Source organism: Paraburkholderia tagetis, assembly GCF_022213065.1.
GTDB classification, from domain to species: Bacteria; Pseudomonadota; Gammaproteobacteria; order Burkholderiales; family Burkholderiaceae; genus Paraburkholderia; species Paraburkholderia tagetis.
In genome coordinates, this window is record NZ_JAKLJA010000027.1 from 61,294 (window position 1) to 85,173 (window position 23,880).

At 63.5% G+C, this 23,880-nt stretch carries 16 protein-coding genes; 10 read left to right on the forward strand and 6 right to left on the reverse strand.

Annotated features, from left to right (window positions below; translation table 11 throughout):
- Positions 1–2 precede the first annotated feature (2 nt).
- From L5014_RS26030 to dmeF, 10 genes are all read left to right on the forward strand, one after another.
- Positions 3–1,301: a tetratricopeptide repeat protein gene (locus L5014_RS26030; protein ID WP_238466678.1), complete on the forward strand. Its 1,299-nt coding sequence runs from the start codon at positions 3–5 to the stop codon at positions 1,299–1,301.
- Positions 1,302–5,945, forward strand: coding sequence for an RHS repeat-associated core domain-containing protein (locus L5014_RS26035; RefSeq protein ID WP_238466679.1), 4,644 nt, complete (start codon positions 1,302–1,304; stop codon positions 5,943–5,945).
- 170 nt (positions 5,946–6,115) lie between these two features.
- Positions 6,116–6,805 (forward strand): response regulator transcription factor, encoded by a 690-nt coding sequence (locus L5014_RS26040; RefSeq protein ID WP_238466680.1) that lies wholly within the window; start codon positions 6,116–6,118, stop codon positions 6,803–6,805.
- Entirely contained in the window at positions 6,795–8,099 is a 1,305-nt protein-coding gene (locus L5014_RS26045) for a sensor histidine kinase (protein WP_238466711.1), read from the forward strand. Before L5014_RS26040 ends, L5014_RS26045 begins: the two co-directional genes overlap by 11 nt.
- A gap of 724 nt (positions 8,100–8,823) precedes the next feature.
- The gene (locus tag L5014_RS26050) at positions 8,824–10,227 is read left to right on the forward strand and encodes a TolC family protein (protein WP_238466681.1); all 1,404 of its coding nucleotides are present in this window, start codon (positions 8,824–8,826) and stop codon (positions 10,225–10,227) included.
- Positions 10,224–11,339 (forward strand): efflux RND transporter periplasmic adaptor subunit, encoded by a 1,116-nt coding sequence (locus tag L5014_RS26055; RefSeq protein WP_238466682.1) that lies wholly within the window; start codon positions 10,224–10,226, stop codon positions 11,337–11,339. Before L5014_RS26050 ends, L5014_RS26055 begins: the two co-directional genes overlap by 4 nt.
- Positions 11,340–11,376: 37 nt before the next feature.
- Positions 11,377–14,472 (forward strand): efflux RND transporter permease subunit, encoded by a 3,096-nt coding sequence (locus tag L5014_RS26060; protein ID WP_238466683.1) that lies wholly within the window; start codon positions 11,377–11,379, stop codon positions 14,470–14,472.
- Between the two features lie 76 nt (positions 14,473–14,548).
- Positions 14,549–15,754, forward strand: a complete 1,206-nt coding sequence (locus tag L5014_RS26065) for an MFS transporter (RefSeq protein WP_238466684.1) — start codon at positions 14,549–14,551, stop codon at positions 15,752–15,754.
- Positions 15,755–16,543: 789 nt separating this feature from the next.
- On the forward strand, positions 16,544–16,816 hold the full coding sequence (locus L5014_RS26070) for a metal/formaldehyde-sensitive transcriptional repressor (RefSeq protein ID WP_238466685.1): 273 nt from the start codon (positions 16,544–16,546) through the stop codon (positions 16,814–16,816).
- A gap of 7 nt (positions 16,817–16,823) precedes the next feature.
- Positions 16,824–18,128, forward strand: coding sequence for a CDF family Co(II)/Ni(II) efflux transporter DmeF (gene dmeF / locus L5014_RS26075; RefSeq protein WP_238466686.1), 1,305 nt, complete (start codon positions 16,824–16,826; stop codon positions 18,126–18,128).
- A gap of 107 nt (positions 18,129–18,235) precedes the next feature.
- Here dmeF and L5014_RS26080 read toward each other — a convergent pair whose 3' ends face one another.
- From L5014_RS26080 to L5014_RS26105, 6 genes are all read right to left on the reverse strand, one after another.
- The gene (locus tag L5014_RS26080; RefSeq protein WP_238466687.1) at positions 18,236–19,615 is read right to left on the reverse strand and encodes an FAD-binding oxidoreductase; all 1,380 of its coding nucleotides are present in this window, start codon (positions 19,613–19,615) and stop codon (positions 18,236–18,238) included.
- Positions 19,616–19,701: 86 nt separating this feature from the next.
- Positions 19,702–20,679, reverse strand: coding sequence for an isopenicillin N synthase family dioxygenase (locus L5014_RS26085; protein WP_238466688.1), 978 nt, complete (start codon positions 20,677–20,679; stop codon positions 19,702–19,704).
- Between the two features lie 101 nt (positions 20,680–20,780).
- Positions 20,781–21,563: a histidine utilization repressor gene (hutC, locus tag L5014_RS26090; RefSeq protein ID WP_274389517.1), complete on the reverse strand. Its 783-nt coding sequence runs from the start codon at positions 21,561–21,563 to the stop codon at positions 20,781–20,783.
- 82 nt (positions 21,564–21,645) lie between these two features.
- Positions 21,646–22,509 (reverse strand): amino acid ABC transporter ATP-binding protein, encoded by an 864-nt coding sequence (locus L5014_RS26095; protein WP_274389518.1) that lies wholly within the window; start codon positions 22,507–22,509, stop codon positions 21,646–21,648.
- 25 nt (positions 22,510–22,534) lie between these two features.
- The gene (locus L5014_RS26100) at positions 22,535–23,188 is read right to left on the reverse strand and encodes an amino acid ABC transporter permease (RefSeq protein ID WP_238466689.1); all 654 of its coding nucleotides are present in this window, start codon (positions 23,186–23,188) and stop codon (positions 22,535–22,537) included.
- Positions 23,189–23,213: 25 nt separating this feature from the next.
- Complete coding sequence (locus L5014_RS26105; protein WP_238466690.1) at positions 23,214–23,861, reverse strand: amino acid ABC transporter permease; 648 nt, start codon at positions 23,859–23,861, stop codon at positions 23,214–23,216.
- Between the last annotated feature and the right edge of the window lie 19 nt (positions 23,862–23,880).

Sequence of the window (23,880 nt, forward strand, 5' to 3'; positions counted from 1 at the left end):
CGATGCACCGCGAATTTGCCGCCACGGACGCCGCGCTGGGCGACTTCATCGAGCAGCCCGACTACCCTACGCTCGTGCTCGGCGCGACCGATCTCGACATCGCGCTCGTGTTCAAGATGCTGCAGGAGCGCGACCGGCGCGACGCGCAGCGCATCTATCTGCTGTTTCCATTCGAATGCGACACGCCGGGCCGCTATTTGCAGCAGTGCATGCAGTCGCTCGCCGCGCAGATCGCCGCCGAGAACCAGGCGCGCCGGGAAGAGGGCATTGCGCCATGGGCCGAACTCCCGCTGTTTTGCACGGACCCGGGGCAATTGCCTGCGCGACGGCTCAAGGCAGCGGTCGAACATGTGCGCTCGCTCGTGGCGGAAGGCATCGATATCGTCTGGGCGCTCATGCCATCGATGGTTGCTGACGCAACTGATTATGCAGAAACGATGTGGCCGCTGCTCGCGCTCGACGGCTTCGAGGCGTGGATGGAGGGTCACCGCTTTTGCCTTCGCGACGATTGCGCGCGGCGCTTCCTGTTGTCGCCCGGTCAGCGCGAAAAGGCCCGCCACGTGCTCGCGCTCGACCTCGACTTTTCGCCGGAAAAAGCCGCGGATACGCTGGCGCGCGCGCTCAACGACGCGGCTCGACCGATTTTCGAGCGCATGCAGGCGGCCATGCAACTGGCCGCGCTCGACCTCACGCATGGCCGCCTCGACCAGGCGCTGGAGAAATATCGCTTGCTGTATGGCTGGCATCGCGAGCAGCGCAATCCGCTTGGGCAGGCGCTGGCGCTGGGCGGAATCGGCGATGTCGCGACGCGCAGCGGCCAGCACGCCGATGCGAGCCGCTGGTATGCGCACGCGCTCGACGCGGCGGCCGATAGCGGCAACCTGAGCGTGACGCTGAATCTGCTCATGGCGGCCGGTGAATCGTGGCTGAGCCTGAAGCAGCCCGCGCGTGCGGTCGAATATTTCGAGCTTGCGAGCCGGGCCGCGGACAAGCTGATGTTCGCGCATGCGGCTGTCGATGCATTGGAGAAGCTCGGCGTGGCGTGGCTGGGCGAGCGCAAGACCGTCGAAGCCGCGCGTGCGTGGACCGACGCGAAAGCGCTGTGTGAGCGCTTCGGCTGCGAGCATCAGCGCCACTCGCTGCTCGAACGGCTGGTGGCGTTGTATGCGCAGGCCGGACTCAAGAACCAGGCGCGAGCCTACGAGATGGAGAAAGATCGGATTCCTGCGCATCGTGAAGCCGCGCATGCGGCACAGATGGCGCATGTGCCCGGCGAAGATGAGCGGGAGGGGCATCGCTAAATGGGCACCCCACCCGGAAATCCGGCCAGCGCGGCAACGCAGGCTAGCGCGGCAACCGAGGCCAGCGCGCCACCCGCACCGCTGATCGCGCCAACCGGCAACACGTCCGTCGATGCGCTCGCGAGCGCGGTCAACGCCGGCGCGCAGCCGTTTCAGCAGCTTGGCAACCCCAAGGCCAACACGCTGGACCGCATCACGAACGTCGTGAACGGCGTGGCGGGCAGCCTCGGCGCATTCGATCAATTGCTCAACACGGGCATGGCGCTGATTCCTTTCGCGAACATGATGCCCGGCATGCCTGCGGCGTTCATCGGCGTGCCGCATCTCGGCGTCCCGCATGCGCATGTGCACCCGCCGAGCAATGGCGTGCCGATGCCGAGCTTCGGCGAGACCATCGGCAGCGGCTGCCTGAGCGTGCTGATCGGCGGCATGCCAGCGGCGCGCGTGCTGGACGTAGGCATCGCGCCCACTTGCGGCGGCCTCGCGCCGATCTTCGAGATCTGCACGGGATCGAGCAATACTTTCATTGGCGGCGCGCGCGCGGCGCGCATGGCGATCGACCTCACGCGCCATTGCAATCCGCTCGGGGTGAGCGGCCCGGAGCGCGCTGCCGAAGAGGCGAAAAAGGCGGGCGTCCTGAAACGCGGCTTGCAGATTGCCGGGATGAGCGCGCCGCTGGGAGCGAGCGGATTGACGGCGGCGGATCAGGCGGTGGCCGGCAAGGGGGCGCAAGCCGCAATGACGGCGGCGCAGACCGCGGCGGACGCCGTCGCGATGGCGATGAGCAATCTGATGGGCAAGGATCCCGGCGTGGAGCCGGGCATGGGCACGCTGCTACTCGGCAATCCGGGCGTGCTGATTGGCGGCTTCCCGATGCCCGACGCGCTGGCGATGCTGATGACGGGATGGGGCCTGCGCAAGAAGACCCAGGCGAAAGACGACGAGCCGGTGCGAACGAAGGAGGGCCCCTGCAAGGACGGGCACCCTGTCGATGTGGTTACGGGCACGGCGGAAAACGAATTCGTCGACTACGAGACGAAGACAGCGCCCGCGTTCAGATGGGAACGCTATTACTGCAGCGGCTGGAGCGACCGGGATAGCGCGTTGGGCTTCGGCTTTCGCCATGTCTTGCAGCATGAGTTGCGCCTGCTGCGCACCCGCGCGATCTATGTGGACGGCCACGGCCTGGCGTACCCGATCCCGATTTGCCGCAGCGAGACGGGGCGTTACGAGGGCGTGTTTGCAGGCTATGCATTTGAGCAGCATGACATCAATCGCTTCATGCTGAGGCATGAAACGCAGGGCGAGTTCAGGTTCGAGCGCGCGAGCGAAACGCAGGGTTCGGCGCGGCTCGTGCGTCATCTTCGCGACGGTGTCGCAAGCATCTTTCGCTACGCCTGCGACGGCACGCTGCGGCACGTCGAGCAGACCGCCGTGCGTGACGGGCGCAGCCAGTTGATCGACTTCCTTTATGACGCGCTTGGCCATGTCGTTGAAGTGCGTCTGACCGATACGCAGGGTGCGGTGGCCTGCATCGTGCGGTATCGCTACGATGCCGAAGGATGTCTCGTGGCGTCCACCGATGCACTCGATGCCTCGATGACGTATGGTTACGACGACCGCCGCCGCATGATCCGCGAGACTGACGCCAACGGTTATTCGTTTTCCTACCGTTACGACAGCCATGGTCGCTGCGTCGAGAGTGTGGGGCAAGACGGGCTCTGGCATGTCCGGCTCGACTATCAACCGGGCCGCACGGTGGTCACGCGCGCCGACGGCGGCAAATGGACCTTCCTCTATAACGCGGCGCGCACGGTGACGCGCGTCGTCGATCCGTATGGCGGCGTGGCCGAGCGCGTATTGGGCGACGACGGGCGGATCCTTCGCGAGATCGATTCGGGCGGACGCGCGATGCACTGGCTCTACGACGAACGCGGGGGCCATACCGGGCGCGTGGATCGTTGGGGTAATGGCTGGCCGACCCAGGACGACGCGCCGGTCTTGCCCAATCCGCTCGTGCCAGCCTTGCCCGGAACGCCGCGAGATTTGCAGTGGGGGCAGGCCACGCGTGCGGCGCTGGCCGATACGATGCTGCTTCCCCCCGACATAGCGGCAATTGCCGCCTCATTATTTCCGCACCCCGCGCTCACGCCTGTTCACGAGCACGATGCCGTAGGGCGCGTGATCGCCAGAACCGACGAACAGGGTCGAGCGGAGCGTTTGCAACGCGACGCCGCAGGCAATCTGCTGCAACTGCGCGACGGCGACGGGCGCGACTATCGCTACGGCATTGCCTCGTGGAATTTGCGTGAAAGCGAGACCGATCCGCTGGGCAACACCGTCCGATACCGGTATTCGGCCAAGCAGAAAATCACGTCGATCGTCGATGCGAACGGCAACGAGAGTGCCTACGCCTACGACCACAAGAGCCGCATGACGAGCGTGATGCGGCACGGCGCAGTGCGCGAGACTTACGTCTACGACATGGGCGACCGGTTGATCGAAAAGCGCGATGGGGCGGGCAGCCTGCTGTTGCGATTCGAGGTGGGCGATAACGGGCTGCATAGCCGATGCTTTCTCGCGGACGGCCAGACGCATGCCTACGAGTACGATTTCCGTGGCAGCATGACCCGGGCATCGACGCAAAAATTCGATGTCACGCGGACCTACGACTGGTACGGCCGCCGCACTTCGGATCTGCGCGATGGGCGCGGCATCGAGCATGAGTACGACGACGAAGGGCGGAGCCGCACGACTTATTTCGGACGCTTTACGGTTTTATACGAAGAAGGTGGGGATGGCGAGGTGCTCATCCACACGCCGGTGGGCGGCACGCACAGGCTCCTGAGCGCTGCCGATGGCCACGTTTTGCTGCGCCTCGGCAACGGCACCAACGTATTGCGCCGGTTCGATGCGAGCGGCCGCTGTATCGGACGGCTCGTGTGGCCCGAGGGGCGCACGGCGGAGCGCCATTGCGTGCAGTATCAGTACAGCGCGACGGGCGAGTTGCGACGGGTGACCGATAGCGTCGCGGGCGCCACGGACTATCGCTACGACGATGCTCATCGCCTGATCGAAGAAAGCCACGATGGATGGACCGTTCGACGCTTCGAATACGATCGTGGCGGCAACCTGTTGTCGACGCCCGCGCGAGCCTGGCTACGTTATGGCGAGGGCAACCGGCTGAGCGCGGCATCGTCGGGCGCGTTCCGCTACAACGCGCGCAATCACCTTGCCGGGGAGATCGGCGCGAACGGCCAGCGCACGACGTGGCAGTACGACTGCATGGACTTGCTGGTGCAGGTGCGCTGGAGCAGCCGGGACGAAGTCTGGGCGGCCGAATACGACGGCCTGTGCCGGCGCGTTGCCAAGACGATGGGCAACGCGCGCACGGAATTCTACTGGGATGGAGACCGCCTGATGGCGGAGCAGACGCCAAACGGGCCGGTGCGCATCTACGTGTACCCGAACGCGAACGCGTACCTGCCTTTCATGTTTATCGATTATCCGTTTGAAGGCGCGCCGCCGGAATCGGGCGAGGCGTACTTCGTGTTCGGCAATCAGGTCGGGTTGCCCGAATGGATCGAGGACGCACAGCGGCGCAAGGTCTGGCAGGCAGCGGAGATCGACCCTTATGGAGCGGTGCGGGTTGCGGCGGGCAACACGATCGATTACGCGCTGCGCTGGCCCGGCCATTACTTCGATGACGAGACCGCGCTGCACGACAACCGGTTCAGATCCTATTCACCGGCGCTGGGGCGGTATTTGCAGTCCGATCCCGCTGGGCAGTCGGGCGGCATCAACCTGTATGCGTACACGGCGAACCCGCTGGTCAACGTCGACGTATTGGGATTGAAGGCGTGTCCGATTCATGGCGAGGAATGCCCGGACGAGTGCACCGAATCGGGCCACCGGCAGGAAAGCACGCCGAAGACGGATGACACGGCGTCCGCGCCGCTCGATCAGGACAGCAAGCAAACGTGGCAAGCCAAACAGGCGGACAGGGCCGCAAACGCGAGAGCCAGAATTCTCGAACTGGAAGCTGAACAGAGGGCGATAATAAAAAAATATTACGAAGATCTAGGAAGAGACCGCGGGGATTCGCCTTATATGTTGCCGCAGCATGGGAGTCCGCACGCGAGGGATTACCAGAAGGCCGATGACGAACTGGAAAGGCAAAAAACCATCCTGCAGACTGCCAATAGCACGGTTCAAAGTTCAATAGACGGCGCTTATTCCGAGGATCTTGCCAATCGCAGAATGAAAAACAGTTACGAAGCGATTGGCAAAACCGACACGCCCTATTCTCATGGGGAAAACGGGATTGATGGCGTTTACAGAAATCCGCATGGCCCGCCCGACTACATTATTACGGAGGTAAAACACGGCAACCAGTTTCCCAGCACACTGGCCGATGGTTCGAAGCAGGCATCGGACGATTGGGTCAGGGACCGGCTCGACGGCCATTTTGAGGGAACGCCTGGAAACACCGCTGCGGATATCAAGGCGAAATTGGGTACTGACAAGGTGCAGAAGTGGCTCATTCAAGTCGACGACCATGGCAGAGTGACCAAATATCAGCTCGATAAAGATGCCAATCTTATTCCGTTTACGAAGGTGAACCATTTGGGGCTTTACGAATAAACTATCGGCCGGCGCGTTCGCGCGTGCGCACAACGCTGGCGCCTTGCCGTTCCATCAGCCTGGCGCTCCCAGGACCCACGCGACGGACCGCATTACGAACTGCAAGATCGCGACCGGCTTCTGCGGTAGCATGAGCGCTCTTCCAGCCAAAGCGTGACCTGCGCATGTCCATGAAAGTGCTCATCGTCGAAGACGATTGCGCGATTGCCGCGAATCTCTACGACTATCTCGAAGGAAGCGGCTACGCGGTCGATCTGGCGTCCAATGGCAACGCGGGGCTCAAGATGGCGCTGGCCGAGTCGTGGGACGCCATCCTGCTCGATCTGTCGCTGCCGGGCCTGGACGGGCTCACGCTCTGTCGCCGGCTGCGCGAAGAGGCGGGCCGCGACACGCCGGTGCTGATGCTCACCGCGAGAGACGCCCTCGACGACAAGCTCGAGGGCTTCGTGCATGGCGCCGACGACTATCTGGTCAAGCCATTCTCGCTTAAGGAAGTGGGCGCGCGTCTTGGCGCGCTGATCAAGCGCTATCGGGGGCGAGTGGCTACGATGGATCTGCGCTTTGCCGACGTGCGGCTCGATCTCTCGACCATGAGCGTCGAACGGGCGGGGCGTGCAGTGAAGCTTCCTCCCAAATGTCTTCAGTTGCTGCGTATCCTGATGCAGTCGCCGCACCGCACGTTCAGCCGCGCCGAACTCGAGTCCGAGGTCTGGGGCGAGGCGCTGCCCGATAGCGACACGCTGCGCGCGCACGTCTATACGCTGCGCCGCGCGCTCTGCGGACCCGATGAAACAGATGTGATAGAGACGGTGCACGGCATCGGCTACCGGCTCGCGGCGAGCAGTCATGATGCGAAATAGCCTGCGTTTCAAGGTCGCGCTGTTCTTCTCGGTGCTCACCATCGCGCTGCTGCTCGCTCAGGCGCTGGGCGTGAGAGCGCTGGCGGAGGCGCAGGAAGAGAAGCTGATTGCGGCACTCATTCGCGACGACATGGCCAGCGTGCTCAAGAGCTACGAAGCCAACCCGTCCCTGCTACCACCGTTCGATGTCCGAATGAATGGCTATGTATCGGGCGCGGACCAGCGGGCCATCACACTGCCCGCGACGGTCGGGAACCTGCCGGCCGGCACGCGCGAGATCATCATCGACGGGCGCGAGATTCATGTCGCGATTGCGTCGCTCGGTGCGGCAGGCCGGTATCAGCGCTTGTACCGCGTCTACGATTTCAATATCTACGAAAAGCACTTCAAGGAAGTCGTCAACGCGTTGATGGCGGGAACGGGGCTCTTTGCGCTTCTCACCATCTGGCTGTCGTTCGGCTTGTCGGGCCTGCTGGTGCGCCAGGTGGCGGGGCTCGCGCGGCAGGTGAAGACGCTGCGGCTCGGCGAATCGGCGCCCATCCAGCCGGGCAAATACGACGAGACGGAACTCGCCGGACTCGTGGAGGCGTTCAACGATTACCACCGGCGCATGGCCGAGATGATGGCGCGCGAGAAGGCGTTCACGGGCAATGTCAGCCACGAACTGCGCACGCCGCTCACGACGATCAAGACGAGCTGTGAATTGCTGGATCAGGACGCGGCGATCGTTGGCAAGTCGCGCGCGCGGCTCCAGCAGATCGAGCGCGCGGCCGACACCATGCGCGAGCTTGCGGATGCGCTGCTGACGCTTGCGAGGGAGGATTCGGCGCGCGACGTCGAGCCGGTGGCGATGGCGAGCATGATCGAAACGGCGCTGCTGCCATTCGCTGACCGGCTCGCGCAAAAGGGACTCGATGCGGCCGTGGACGTGGATCGCGAGATTTGGGTGATGGCGAACCGCTCGGCGCTGGCGATCGTGCTGTCCAATCTTGTGGATAATGCCGTTCGGCATACCGAGCGCGGGCGGGTTCAGTTTCGCTATGCCGATGGCTGGCTGCATATCGAAGATACCGGGGTGGGTATTCCTGCGCATGCGCTTGCGCGTGTCTTTGATCGCTTCTATCAGGCGGGCGCGCCGCGAACCGCGACGCCTGGTGTTGGGATCGGTCTGTCGATTGTTAATAAGATCTGCGAGCGCTATGGGTGGGGTGTGGAGATGGATAGTGAGGCGGGTAAGGGTACTCGAGTGTCGATTCGGTTGGAGGTGGTGAACCGGCGTGGGCCGGGTTCATGAGCGCCTTTCTTTTAGCTTCGCTTTTTTACCCCCCCACTTCTTGACGAAAACTTCACAAACGATGGCGTAGTATTCAAGCTGGTATTGTGTTCTGGGTTTTTCGCGGTTCCGTCGCGTTTCCTTGTATTCGTGTCGGTCTATTAGCGTTGCCCCTGTGCGGGGCGGCACCTACTTTTCTTTGCAGCGGCAAAGAAAAGTAGGCAAAAGAAAGCCGCTCAAACCGCTAGTGTTACGCAGTACACCACTTGCCGTTAATCGGAGCGGTTCCGGAGCGTCTGTCACCACGCGCCGTACAACAGAGTGACTAAGGGCTCATTCCTCCGGCGGCGCTACGCGCGCCGTGGGGCATAACCCCAAACCAGTGGAGCGCATGCGCGTCGATGCAGTGCGTGCGTATTCGAGTACTTGGCAGTACGTGTGGTTTCCTATGCAGACCCGACCGCTGCGCGCGTAGCGAGCAGCGGGATGAATGAGTCCTTTGTCACTGAGTTTGAAGGTGCGGGGTGACGGATGCTCCGGAACCACTTCGATTACAGGCGAGAGGTGGACGGCGTAACACTAGCGGTTTGAGCCGCTTTCTTTTGCCTACTTTTCTTTGCGGCTGCAAAGAAAAGTAGGTGCCGCCCCGCACAGGGGCAACGCTGGCAGACCGACACGAAAACAAGGAAACGCGAAAAAGCACGAGCGAAAAAGCACTCCCCAATAGCCTCCAGGAACCACCAGCATGCGCCGCGCGCTATGGACTGCCAGCATCGCCATCGCCACCGTCGCGGCGGCCAGCTGCACGACTTACCATCCCCAACCCATTACCTCACCCCAGCTTACCCAGCAATTCGAGCACCGCTCGCTCACGAGCCCCGAACTCCATGCCTACGTGGATCGCGAGACACGCCACCACATCACGCCCTGGCCGCCAGCACGCTGGAATCTCGAATCCCTCACCCTGGCCGCCTTCTACTACAGCCCCGCCCTCGACCTCGCCCGAGCGCAATGGAGCACCGCCAAGGCAGGCATCGACGTCGCCGACGCGATCCCCAATCCTGTCCTGCAACTGCCGTTTCAGTACAACACACCCAATCCAGGTCCAGGCGCGCCGTTCACCTGGGGTCCTTCGCTCGACATTCCCATCGAGACCGCACACAAGCGCGGCTATCGCGTCGATCGCGCAACCCACCTCTCGGAAGCGGCCCGGCTGAATATCGTCGATGCAGCGTGGAAGGTTCGTGCTCAGGTCCGCGACGCCATGCTCGCCCTGTACGCCGCTCAGGTGCGCATCACTTTCCTGTCCGCGAAGGCCGACGCCGAGCGGCAGATCGCCGGGATGAGCCGCCGTCGTCTCGCGCTCGGCCAGTACGCACAGCCCGATGTCGACGCCGCCGTCCTCGCCGATACCCAGGCCCAGAGCGATCTGGCCGCCGCGCGCAGCGCCGGGCAGGACGCGCGCGCGCATCTGGCGGCTGCTATCGGCGTGCCGGTCGCCGCGCTCGACGGCGTGGCGCTCGACCTGAGCGCTTTCGGTGCGGTTCCGCCTGCGCCGCCAGCCGCGGACGCGCAGCGCGCGGCGATCTTCCATCGCGCCGATCTGCTCGCTTCGCTGGCCGATTACGCCGCGGCCGAGTCGGCGCTTCAACTCGAAGTCGCGAAGCAGTACCCGGACATCCACCTGGGGCCTGGCTACACCTACGACACGGGCACGAACAAGATCGCATTCGGGCTCGCCGGCATTACGTTGCCGATCTTCGACCAGAACCAGGGCGGCATAAAAGAAGCCGAGGCCAAACGCAAGGAAGCAGCGGTGCGCACGGGCGCGTTGCAGGACGCCATCCTCGGCGATCTTGCGCACGCGCTTGCGCGCTACGGCTCGAGCCTCGACGCGTTGCAGCTAGCGGACGACCATCTGGCGAGCGCCCGCCGGCAACTCGAAAGCCAGGCGGCGGCGTTCGCTCTGGGCAACGCGGACCGGCTCACTTTTACGCAGGCAAGGGCGGACTATCAAACCAGCGAGACCGCGCGGCTCGACGCCGAGGTCGCCGTCCAGCAGGCAGCCGGCGCGCTCGAAGACGCGATGCAGCAACCCCTCGGCCGCGAGGCGGCGAGCGTTACCCTCATTGAAGAGTCGCCACGATGAACTCCCGACTGATCATTTTCTGCGCGCTGTCGCTGTCGCTCGCCGCCGGCGCGGGCTGGTACATCATCAACCAGGCGTTCGACGATTCCGGCGCCTCGGCAGCCACGGCGGCGCAATCGCCCCCGCCGCCCACGGTGCAGACGGTCAACGGCGAAACGGTGGTGGTCGTGAGCCGCGACGTGCAGCGCGCGAGCCATATCGAAGTCGCGCCGCTCGCCGCCGTCAGCCGCGAGCCCGAAGTCGGCGCCGATGCCACTGTCCTCGATCTCCAGCCGCTCTTCGACCTGCATAACCGCCTCGCCAGCGCGCGCGCGGACGTGGCTACGTTCACCGCGCAGGCGGCCAGTTCGCGCGCGCAGTACGAGCGCAGCCGCTCATTGTTCGCCGACGACCGCAACATTTCGCAGAAGAGCTTGCAGGACGCCCAGTCGGCGATGCAGGCCGATGCCGCGAAACTGCAAGCGGCCCAGGCGACGCTAGGCGGGCTCGATGGCGCCATGCGGCAGCAGTTCGGCGACGCGCTCGCGAATGCCGCGGCAGCATCGGAATCGAAGCCGGGATCGCAGCTGTTTCAGCGTCTCCAGTCGGGCCAGGCCGTCGTGCTGCGTGTGACGTTGCCTGCGAGCTTCGGCACGGCGCCGCCTGCGCGCATCGCGGTCGATGCGCCCGACGGCCATGCGGTGCCGGCGCAGAAGCTTTCGGCCTCGCCACTCGCCGATCCCGCCGTGCAGGGCAGCCCCTGGCTCTATGTCGCCAGCGTTGCCAACGAGGCACTGCCGGCCAATTTGCACACGAGCGCGCGCGTGCCGACGTCGAGCCAGGCGCTAGCCGGGCTGCTGGTGCCCGAGCGCGCGGTGGTGTGGTACGGCGGCCAGACGTGGGTCTACGTGCGCACGGCACCCGAGCGCTTTACGCGGCGCTATGTGCAGATGAGTAACGAAGGCGTCGTGGGTAATGTGGGCGATGTAGGAGCCCACGGCTTCATGGTGACGTCCGGCTTTCACGCCGGCGAGCAGATCGTCACGCAGGGGGCGCAACTGCTGCTCTCCGAAGAGCTCAAGCCGCAGGGCATCGCCACCGCGTGCAAGGATCCGCCCGAGTGTGACGACTGAAATCTAACCCGCCCAGAACAACGCTATTCCAGGTCCCATGCTTGACGCGATCATCCGCTTTTCGCTGCGTTTTCGTGGCGTCATCTTCGCGCTGGCCGTCGTGGCGGCCGGCTACGGGCTTTTTTCGCTCACCCGTGCGAAGCTCGATGTGTTTCCCGAATTCGCGCCGCCGATGAGCATCGTGCAGACAGCCGCGCCGGGCATGACCAGCGAGCAGGTGGAGACGCTCGTCACGCAGCCGGTCGAAAATGCCCTCGGCGGCATGACCGGCCTGCAATCGATTCGCTCGCGGTCGATGCAGGGCCTCTCCTCGGTCACGCTCGTCTTCGACGACCATGCCAACGTGATGCAAGTCCGGCAACTCGTCACCGAGCGCATCAGCGCGCTCGCGGGCACGCTGCCGGCGGGCGTCGCGCCGCCCCAGCTTCTGCCGCTCACCACCACGACGAGCGTCGTGCGTACCATTGGCCTCACGTCGAAGACGCGCTCGCTCGCGGACCTCTACGACATCGCCCAATGGACCGTCAAGCCGCAACTGCTGAGCGCCCGCGGCGTGGCCGATGTGATCGTGTTCGGCGGCGAGACGCGCCAGCTGCAGATCCAGGTCGACCCCGCGAAGTTGATACGTCATGGCGTTTCGATTCAGGACGTGATGGCGGCGGCGCGCCAGTCCACCGGCGTGCGGGGCGCGGGGTTCATCGAGAACGCCAATCAGCGTATCGCCGTCAACGCCGATGGTCAGATTACGACACCGCAAAAACTGGCCGGCGTGGTGCTGCGCGCGAGCAACGGGACCGCGATCAGACTGGGCGATGTCGCCAACGTGACATGGGGCGATGCCCCGGCGGTTGGCGCGGCGTCGATCATGGGCAAGCCCGGCGTGATGGTGGTGATGGAAAGCCAGTACGGGACCAACACGATGGCCGTGACGCGCGACATCGAAAAGACGCTCGCCGGGCTCGAACCGGCGCTCGCGCGGCAAGGGGTGGAGGTGAACGCCAACGTGTTCCGGCCCGCGAATTTCATCGAGGTCGCGGTGGGGCACCTGCGCACGGCGCTCATTGTCGGCGCCGTGCTGGTCGTCGCGGTGCTGTTCCTGTTTCTGCTCAATGTGCGTACCGCCGTGATCTCGGCCGTCGCGATTCCGTTGTCGCTGCTGGTCGCGATCATCGTCTTGACCTCGTTCGGCGTGAGCCTGAACACCATGACGCTCGGCGGCCTCGCGATCGCGCTGGGCGAAGTGGTGGACGATGCGATCATCGACGTCGAGAACATCTACCGGCGCCTGCGCGAGAACCGCACGCTGAGCCAGCCGCGTCCCGCGTTTCGCGTCGTGCTGCGCGCCTCGCTCGAAGTGCGCAGCGCCGTGGTGTTTGCCACCTTTATCGTGATGCTGATCTTTCTGCCCGTGCTCACGCTCTCGGGTATCGGCGGGCGGCTCTTCGCGCCGCTCGGCACCGCCTACATTCTGGCCGTGCTCGCGTCGCTGGGCGTCGCCCTGACGCTCACGCCGGCGATGGCGCTCGCACTGCTGGCGAAGGGGCCTTTGCCCGAGCGCGAACCGCGCCTGATCGCGCGCCTGAAAACGCGTTACATTGGAATCCTGACTAAAGTAGAGCGGCGCGTGAAGGCGGTCATGGTGATCGTTGCGCTCATGTGCGTCGCCGCGCTCGCGGCGCTGCCGTTCATGAGCGGCAGCTTCATTCCGCAACTGCGCGAAGGCCATTACACCGTTCACATGGGGCTCGCGCCGGGCACCTCGCTTGCGGAATCGATGCGCATCGGCACGCAGGTTTCGCAGGCGCTAATGCGAGTGCCGGGCGTGCGCCTCGTGGCCCAGCGCGCGGGCCGCGCGAACGGCGTGGTCGATCCGACTGGCGTGCAGCTATCGGAGTTCGAAGTCGACTTGAAGCCGATGGGCGCAACCGACCAGAACTGGGCGCTCTACCGGATTCGTCAGACACTGGCGCGTTTTGCGGGCGTCTCCACTTCGGTCAACACGTTTCTCGAAGAGCGCATCGACGAAACCATTTCGGGCACGACGGCCCCCGTGGTCGTGAATGTATTCGGCAACAACCTCGACGTCATCGATCGCACGGCGCAGCAGATTGCCCAGTTGATCGGCACGATGCGCGGCGTCGCCAGCGTGCGGGTGGATTCGCCGCCCGGCATTCCTGAACTGGATGTGAGGCTCAACCCCGACGCCATGAGCCGTTGGGGTTTTCGTCCCGTGGAAGTACTCGATGCGCTTCAGGCCGCCTATGCCGGCGTGAGCGTGGCGCAGATCTACGACGGCAGCCGCACCTCGGACGTCGCGGTCGTGCTCGACCCGGCGCAGCGCCGCAGCGTCGGCGACATCGGCAAGCTCATGGTGCGCAATGCCGATGGCTATGCCGTGCCGCTCGCCACGCTCGCGACGATCCGCCAGGTTGCGGGCCGCTACCAGATCACGCACGACGGCGGCCAGCGCATGCAGGCGGTCGCGGTCAATCTCGGCAACCGGCCAGTCAGCGATTTCGTGAAAGAAGCACAGGCGCGCGTGACTCGCGAGATCGCCATGCCGCTGGGCACGTATGCCGTTTTCAGCGGAGAGAGCGAAGCGCGCGCGCAATCGCAGCGCGACTTGCTCGCATACGGCGGGATTGCGCTGGTGGGTATCGCGCTGCTGCTGTTCCTTGCGATGAAGAACCGGCGCGCGGTGGTGCTGGTGCTGGTCAACCTGCCGTTCGCGCTGGTGGGCGGGGTCCTGAGCGTGGTGCTGACCGGCGCGAATCTCTCACTTGGCAGCATGGTGGGCTTCGTCACGCTATTCGGTATATCGTTGCGTAATTCGATCATGCTGATCAGCCATTACGAACATCTCGTGCATGTGGACCGGCAGGCGTGGAATATGGAAACGGCGGTGCGCGGCGCATCGGAGCGACTGGTGCCGATTCTCATGACCGCGCTGGTGACGGCGCTCGCCCTGCTGCCGCTCGCGGCGACGAGCGGCGCGCCGGGCAACGAAATCGAGGGGCCGATGGCGATTGTCATTCTCGGCGGCCTGCTCACCTCGACCGCGCTGAACCTGATCGTGCTGCCCACGCTCGCGTTACGGTACGGACGTTTTACGCGCGATGAAGCGGCGGAATAGTCCGCGAAATAAGCGGGCAGAATAAGCGGGCAAAACCAGCGGGCAAAACCATCGGCGCAATTCCAGACATAGAACGATGCAACCTGACACCTCTGGCCCTCAACGCCTTGCCATTCCGCGCACGATCCGGATGCTCGGATTTGTCAGCCTCTTCATGGATCTTTCCTCGGAGCTGATTCATGCGTTGCTGCCGATCTTTCTCGTCACCACGATGGGCATGAGCGTGAGCGCGCTGGGCGTGCTCGAAGGGACCGCCGAAGCGAGCGCGATGATCGTCAGGATCTTTTCGGGCCCGATAAGCGACTGGCTTGGCAAACGCAAGGTGCTGCTGTTGCTCGGCTACGGGCTGGCGGCATTGTCCAAGCCGCTTTTCCCGCTTGCCGGGACGCCCTTGATGGTTGCGACCGCGCGGATCATCGACCGCGTGGGCAAGGGGATTCGCGGTGCGCCACGCGACGCCCTCATCGCGGATATCGCGCCACCGGAGATTCGCGGCGCCTGCTACGGGTTGCGGCAGTCGATGGACACAGTCGGCGCCTTTGCCGGACCGCTTGCCGCCATCGTGCTGATGTTCTGGTTTTCCGATCACATTCGCACGGTGCTCTGGTTTGCGGTCGTGCCGGCATTTGTCGCGGTTGGATTGATCGTGTTCGGTGTCGAGGAACCGGCGCGTGAGGGTGCGCTCCATGCGTTCCGGTCGCCGTTGCACTGGCGCGCATTGCAGGCATTTTCCGGGCGCTACTGGTTCGTCGTGGTGCTCGGCGCGGCTTTCACGCTAACGCGCTTTAGCGAAGCGTTCCTGGTGCTGCGCGCCCAGCAGACCGGGTTGAATATCGCGTGGATTCCCGGCGTGATGGTGGTCATGAGCCTGACTTATGCGCTTTCCGCGTACCCCGTGGGGATGCTATCGGATCGCGTCGACCGGCGGGTTCTGCTTGGGTGGGGAATCGTGCTTTTGATCGTGGCGGATATGGTTTTGGGTATGGGTTCGTCGATTTTTACGGTGCTTGGCGGGGTCGCGCTGTGGGGGCTGCATATGGGGTTCACGCAGGGGATTCTCGCTGCGATGGTGGCTGAAACCGCGCCGCAGACGCTGCGTGGCAGCGCGTTCGGTGTTTTTAATCTCGTGAGCGGGGTTTGTTTGTTGTTTGCTAGCGTTATTGCTGGATGGTTGTGGGATCGGTATGGCGCTGCGGCTACGTTTTTTGCTGGCGCGGGGGTAGCTGTTGTGCCGCTTGTGATGTGTTGTTTTGCGCCTCGGTTGGTTAGGCGGCGTCATTAGGTTGTTGATGGGGGGCTGTTTTGTCGCGTTTCCTTGTGTTCGCGGTGGCTATTGTCGCGTTTCCTTGTGATCGTGTCGGTCTATTAGCGTTGCCCCTGTGCGGGGCGGCACCTACTTTTCTTTGCAGCGGCAAAGAAAAGTAGGCAAAAGAAAGCCGCTCAAACCGCTAGTGTGACGCTGTCCACCACTTGCCTGTGATCGGAGCGGTTCCGGAGCGTCTGTCACCACGCGCCGTATAACGGAGTGACTAAGGACTCATTCCTCCGGCGGCGCTACGCGCGCCGTGGGGCATAACCCAAAACCATCAGGATGCCTGTGCATCGATGCTGCGCAAGCGTATTCGAGCGCCCAGGCAGCACGCTTGGTTTCCCTTGCATACCCGACCGCTGCGAGCGTAGCGAGCAGCGGGATGAATGAGTCCTTTGTCACTGAGTTTGAAGGTGCGGGGTGACGGATGCCCCGGAACCACTTCGATTACAGGCGAGAGGTGGACGGCGTCACACTAGCGGTTTGAGCCGCTTTCTTTTGCCTACTTTTCTTTGCGGCTGCAAAGAAAAGTAGGTGCCGCCCCGCACAGGGGCAACACTAATAGACCGACACGACCACAAGGAAACGCGAAGGGAAACGCGAAGGGAAACGCGAAGGGAAACGCGAAAAAACCGCGAAAAAGCCACAAAACCAACCGCATGGTATCTGCAGCAAAACCGCCCCCGGCGAAAGGTAAGCTTAATATACCCCCCCACCCTATTATGCTAACATCCGCCCTGCCACAAAAACTGGAGACCAGGCATGAGCCACACGATCCGCGAAAAGCAGAAGCTCCTTAATCGAGTGCGCCGCATCAAGGGGCAGATCGAGGCAATCGAACGCGCGCTGGAGGAAGAGCGCGAGTGCATGGACGTGCTGCAACTCATCACCAGCAGCCGTGGCGCGATGAATGGATTACTCGCCGTGGTGCTGGAGGACCATATCCGCACCCATCTCGTCGACGCCCAAACCGATGACGAGCATGGCAGCGGGAAAGAGCAGCTAATCGAAGTGGTGCACAGCTACTTCAAGTGAGAGAAACATGAGCAATTTCGAGGACGCCGCATTCGGGGCGGGGCACGACCACATTTTTCTGGGGGCGGCTCACAAGGACAACGAGCGCAGAACCTGGGCGGTAATTGCACTGTGTAGCGCGATGATGGTGGCGGAAATCGTGGGCGGCAGTCTGTTCGGCTCGCTGGCGCTCGTGGCCGATGGCCTGCATATGTCGACGCATGCCGGCGCGATGCTGATCGCGGCTTTGGCGTACACCTATGCACGCAAACACGCGACCGATGCCCGGTTCGTGTTCGGCACCGGCAAGCTGGGCGATCTCGCGGGTTTTACCAGTGCCATCGTGCTCGCCATGATCGCGCTGCTGATCGGGTATGAGGCCGTTTCGCGTTTTCTTTCGCCCGTGCCGATTCAGTTTGGTCAGGCGATTCCCATCGCGGTGCTGGGTTTGCTGGTCAATCTTGCGAGCGTCTGGTTGTTGAGCGGCGATCATCATGGGCATAGTCACGGTCATGGTCATGGTCATAGCCACGGACACGGTCATGGGCACGAACATGACGACGAACACGGTCATGAGGAAGAGGTGCATCGCATCGTCGTTGGCGCAGGCGTTTTTGCCGTGTCGATTTTCGAAGATGGTGTGCCGCCTGTCTTCCGGATCACGCCGGAAGCGGCGAGTTCGGATCTGAGCGCCGCTGCGGTTTCCGTCGTGACGGTGCGCCCCGACGGTGCGCGCCAGAGCTTTGCGTTTGCGGCCCGTGGCGGCTATCTGGAATCGATAGACGATATTCCCGAGCCGCATGCGTTCAAGGCCGTTGTCCGTCTGCCCGATGGCGAGCATCAGATCGAGTTCGAGGAACACGAGCACGCTCACGACGACGACGCCCATGCCGCGGTGAATCGCGATCACAATATTCGCTCGGCCTATGTTCACGTGATTGCAGATGCCGCGGTTTCCGTGCTGGCGATTATCGGTCTCTTGCTGGCGCGCGCTTTTGGGTGGGTATGGATGGATCCGCTTGCCGGGGTGATCGGTGCGCTCGTGATTGCGAACTGGTCGTGGGGCTTGATGCGCGATACCGGCGCCATTCTGCTCGATATGAACGCGGACCGGCGTATGGCGGATAACGTGCGTGATGTCGTGGAGAAGAACGGGGACGCCGTGCTTGATCTACATGTCTGGCGCGTCGGGCCGGGGCATATGAGTGCGGTTGTGTCGGTGGCCACCAGCAAAGCGCTGCGTAATCCAGGGTTTTATCATGCTGCCCTGAAGCGTTTTAAAGAGCTTTCGCATGTGACGGTTGAGATTAATCGGGTTCGGGCCGGGGCTTGAGTTGCTGGTTTGAAGTGGCGATTCCTTGAGTTTGATCGGGATGGTGGCGAGCGTGGCGCTCGTGGCACGCTTCAAGCCCGACGCGCTGCACGAGCTTCGCATCGGTGTCAGGAGAACAGCTTTCCCGGATTCAATATCCCGTTGGGATCGAGCGCGCGCTTGATCGAGCGCATGCACGCAAGCTCCGTCTCGCTACGCGTGTAGCCCAGAAATGGGCGCTTGTGCACGCCAATGCCGTGCTCGGCGGAAACCGAGCCCTGAAACGTCCTGACGAGATCGTAGACGACAGGCTCGAGCGCATCGGGCGGGACGCCGGGAATCGATCGGCCGTCGACGGTGACATGAAGATTCGAGTCGCCAATATGGCCGAAGAAGAACGCGCGGCTGGCGGGCCAACGGGATTGCAACTGCGCACGGCAGGTGTCGACGAAATTGCCGATGTCTCCAATCGGAATGCTGATGTCGAAATTAATGGGCGTTAGCTTGACCGGAAATTCCGCCGTCGCTTCACGGATTTCCCACAATGACCGCGCTTGCGATGTGGACTGCGCAATGACGGCGTCGAGCAGCAATCCCGATTCGAGTTGCCTCGCCAGCGCTTGCGCGAGACGGTCGTGCCGGTCGTTGGCATAGGACGTATGTTCGATCAGCGCATAGAGTGGATACGCGGTTGAGAACGGCGCTTGCTGGCTTCGGGAGAACGCTACGCCCAATTCGAAGAAGTCCGGCCACATCAGCTCGAACGCGCTGAGTTCCTTGCCGAGGCGCGCCTTTAGCGTCTGCAAGAGCGCGATGGCACTCTCGTATCCGGAAAGCGCGCACAGCGCGGTATGCCGCGCAGCCGGGCGAGGGGCGAGACGCAACACGGCTCGGGTGATGATGCCGAGCGTGCCCTCGGAACCAATGAACAGATGCCGCAAATCGTAGCCGGTATTATTCTTGATCATCTTCCCCATGGCGCTCAGCACGCTGCCGTCCGCGAGCACGACCTCAAGGCCGAGTACCTGGTCGCGTGCGGTTCCCGACTGAATGACGCGGATGCCGCCCGCGTTCGTCGCAAGGTTGCCGCCTATCTGGCACGTACCCCGTGCGCCGAGATCGAGCTGGAACTCGAAATCGGCGGCCTCGGCAGCTTCCTGTATGGCCTGCAATGTGGTGCCGGCCCGCACCGTCATGGTGGCGGCGGAACGGTCTATCTCCTCGATGCCGGCCAGTCTCTCCAGCGAAATGCAAATGTCGTTCGATGTCGGCACGGCGCCGCCCGCCAGGCCCGTCAATCCACCCTGAGGCACGACGCCTTGCCGGAGCGCGTTGCACAGCCGCAGCGCGGCGGCGACCTCCTGGGTATTGCGGGGCAACACGACCGCAAGCGGCGCGTGCGCGGATTTCGCGCTCCAGTCGCCAAGGTAGCGGCTTTCTATCTCGCTGCCGGTTCGCACCGCGTCCGCGCCAAGCGCGTCTTTGAGCGCGTTCAGTATCGCTTCCATGAAGGGCCTGTCGAGTTTCGATTGCGGGAATGAAGCGCGTCGGCCGCGAGCCGGCTCGCGATTGTCGCGATTGTCCCGATTGCGCATCAGCTTGCCGCTTGCTGAAGTTTCTTCCGGTAGCCCATCGACGCATTGATGCGGCCGAGAATGTAATCGCCGGCGGCGACGGGTTCGTGCTTCGCGTGCGCAGCGTCGACGCCCAGGCCGCGCGGGTCCACGACCGCACGATAATCAGGGTCGTAGAACGTCGCGATCGAATAGCGCTCGCGCCCCGAGCGATTGATGACGCGATGCATCGTCGACTGGAAGCGATCGTTGGACCAGCGCGCGAGCAGATCGCCGACATTGATCACGAGCGTGCCATCGATGGGCGGCGCGTCGATCCAGTTGTTCGAGCCGAGTTCGCGCACCTGCAGGCCGCCGATATTGTCTTGCCACAGCAGCGTGATGCAGCCGTAATCGGTATGCGGCGCGACGCCGAACTGATCGGCCTCCGACTGCGGATCCTGGGCCGGGTAGTAGACCATTTGCGTGCGTTGCAGGCGTTTGGTGTACTTGTCCACGAAAAAGTCCTCGCCGATGCCGAGGCTCAACGCCACCACGCGCAGCAGATCCGCGCCGCATGCGCCAAGCGCTTCGTAGTATTCGTAGAGGGCAGGGCGCAACTCCGGCATGAACGCGGGCCAGTTGTTCGGGCCACGCAACGCTTCGCCCGCGAGCACGGTGGGATCGTCCTCGGGGAGTTCCAGGCCGATGGAGAAAAATTCCTTGAAGTCGGGGCGCGTGGCCTGGTACATCGTCGCGTCGCCGAGCGCATTGAAGCCGCGATGCCGGTGATTGACCGCGGCCTGCCGTTTGACCTCCGGCGGATGCGCGAAAAATTTGCGTGCCGCCGCCTGGGCGCGCTCGATGATTTCCGCAGGCACGCCATGGTTGCGGATATAGAAGAAGCCGCTCGTCGTGCAGGCCCGGTAGATTTCGCTCGCGACCTGCTGCGTGGCCTCACGCTCGCGATTGCGTACGCCCTGCATGTCGATCAGAGGGATGTAGGCTGTCTCAGTCATCGTGGTGATCTCGTCGAGGGTTCTGTCGATAAGCCGGATGTGCGGATACGTGGGATACATGGGATACGTGGGATGTGCGGATGGAGTGGGTCACCCCGGGGTCACCCCTGCTGGAGCGCGACACCGGGCGAGAATCGGCAGCCGAGCCGGTAGCGCGAGCCTGGATGCACGAAGCGCGCGAACGTGACTGCCCGATGGTGGGTCCACGTGCGTCGCACCAGCGTCAGGCACGGCTCCCCATCGGGGATTTCGAGCAGCGCCGCTTCGTTGGGCGTCGCCAGTGCCGAATCAACAATGTGCTCGATCTCGTCGAGCGGCACGGTGTCGTACAGATACTCGGAGGGGCGCCGCACGTTGAAGTCCTGGGTGAGAAAATCCGGCGCGAGGTCCGGGTTCACATAACGCTCTTCCAGTTGCACCGGCAGACCATTCTCGCGATGCACGCAGATCACGTGAAAAACCGACGCGCCCGGCATCAGTTCGAGCGCGGTGGACACCAGCATGGGCGCAGTTTCGCGCGCCTGTAGCAGGATCGTAAAGCTGTATGCGTGACCACGCGAACGGATCTCGTCGCCGATATGCGCGATCGTCAATAGCGTCGAGAGCGGCTTGGTTTCAGCGACAAACGTCCCAATGCCCGATTGCCGCGTGAGCACGCCTTCCCCGGATAGCTCGCGCAACGCGCGATTGATCGTCATGCGCGATACGCCGAGCGTTCCGACCAGCGCGATCTCCGAGGGTATCCGGTCGCCCGTCCTCCACGCCCCGGACTCGATGCTGTTGCGCACGTAGGCCTTGACCTGCTCGTAGCGCGCGATGTCGGCGCGCGGTGCGGGTCCGGCGCGCGGCTTTCCGGCGTCTCGCGCGAGTTTGGCGTTCTTCAACGCGATTCCCCCGCAGCGGCCACGTTGCGCTCGCGCGCAAGCGCGGCGGCGAACAGGGCCCCAATGAACAACCCGGTCGGCGTCATTCGGAGTCCTTGTCTTGAGACTGCGCCCAAAATGCGTTGCGGTCGAAGTAGTTCTGCAAGAACTGGCGCAGCCGTGGCTGCGTGGCGTCGTGGAATACTTCGCGTGGCTTGCCCTGCACGGCAATGCGGCCTTCGTCGATAAAGACGACCTTGTCGGCAACCTGCGCGGCGAAGCCCATCTCGTGGGTGACGACCACCATCGTCATGCCCTCGCGCGCGAGCTGCTTCATCACCTGGAGCACTTCGCCAACAAGTTCCGGATCGAGCGCCGAAGTCGGCTCGTCGAATAGCATGATGTGCGGCTCCATCGCCAGTGCGCGCGCGATCGCCACGCGCTGCTGCTGGCCGCCGGAGAGCTTGCTGGGCCGCACGTGAGCCTTATGGGCGAGCCCGACCGTTTCGAGCATGGCGATGCCGCGCCGGTTCGCCTCTTCGCGCGGCATCTTGCGCACGCGTTGCAGCGCCTCCGTGACGTTGCCGAGCGCGCTCATATGCGGCCACAGGTTGAATTGCTGGAACACCATGCCGACGTTGCGCCGCACCCGGTTGATCTCCGACTGCGGCGCACGTACCCGGCGGCCGTTGCGCATCCGGTAGCCGAGCAGTTCGCCTTCAATCATGACGTCGCCGCAGTCGTAGCTTTCGAGCGCGGCGAGGCAGCGCAGCAGGGTGCTCTTGCCCGAACCGGACGGTCCGATGATGCACACGACTTCGGACTTTTGAACTTCCAGATCGACCCCACGCAGCACTTCGACTTCGCCGAACTTCTTGCCGAGATCGCGGACTTCGATCAGCGGCGCGTTGCCCGTGGCTGCATGCGCGTGTAACGAGGAAGTGTGAATGTCGATGGGAGCGTTCATCAGCGTCGGGACCTCGCCAGGTTCTTCAGTTTGCAAGTCGCGCTTCGACCCACGCGCCCACACGCGAGGTGAGTTCGACGAGTGCGAGATAGCAGATGCACAGCATCAGCAGCGTTTCCACGAAAGCAAAGGTCTCGGAACCAATGCCGGTGAGCACGAACGTCAGTTCCGGCACGGTGACGATCGACAGCACGGCCGTTTCCTTGCTGAGCACGATCGTCAGGTTGGTGATCGCCGGCATGATGAGCACGAGCATTTGCGGCAACTGCACGCGCCAAACGGTTTGCCATCGTGACAGGCCGAGACACTGTGCGGCTTCGAGATGCCCAGGCGGTATCGAGCGGAAGCCGGAGCGGAACGCCTCGGCAAAGTACGCTCCGCCATACAGCCCGAGCCCGATAATGCCAGCCGGAACCGGATCGAGCGTGAAACCGAATGAAGGACCGCCGTAGTACAGGACGAATAGCTGCACGAGGAACGGCGTCGCGCGAAAGCATTCGATATAGGCGCGTAGCACGCCACGAATCCAGCGGCCGCACACCAGTTGCAGCACGGCGATGACGAAGCCAATCAGCATCGCGATCGCGACACCCGCGACCCACGTGCCAAGCGTCATGCCAAAGCCGGAGACGATCGACGGCAGATTGTGCGTGATGACGGTGGGATCGAACTGAGTCATCGAGCGTCCCTCATGCGTGCGCCCCTCATGCGTGCAGTCGCACTTCAGCGAGATGCGCGAGGCTCGCGAGCACGCCGTTGATGACGAGGTAGATCAGCCCCGCGGCAACATAGGCTTCGAGCGGCCGGTAGGTGCTGGCGGCAATGTTCTGCGCGGTGCGCGTAATTTCGGCGACACCGACCACGGAAATCAGCGACGAGGCCTTGATCAGCAGCACCATTTCGTTCGCGAGCGACGGCAGCGTGAGACGAAACGCTTGTGGCACCTTGATGCGCCAGAGCGTTGCGAATGCGCGCATGCCCAGCATCCGCGCCGCTTCGATCTGCCCGTGGGGCACGCTCAAAAAGCCGCCGCGAAGAATTTCCGCGATATACGACGCTGAGCATAGCGACACCGCGCTGATGGCGGCGACGAGCGGCGGCACGTTGATGCCGACGAAGGGCAGCAGGTAATAGACCAGCAGCAATTGAACGAGCAGTGGCACGCCGCGGAAGAAGAACACATACGCGCCGCCCAGTTTGGCTAGCCAGCGGTTGGGCGAGAGCCGGGCGGAGCAGACCGCGAGGCCAATAAAGAAGCCAATCGCGAGTCCGGCGAGCGAGATGGTTACGGTGGCGACCGTTGCGTGAAGCAGCAGCGGCAACGATTGCATGAACGCGTTCAGATTGAACATGGCCAGGGGTTTCGTTGTC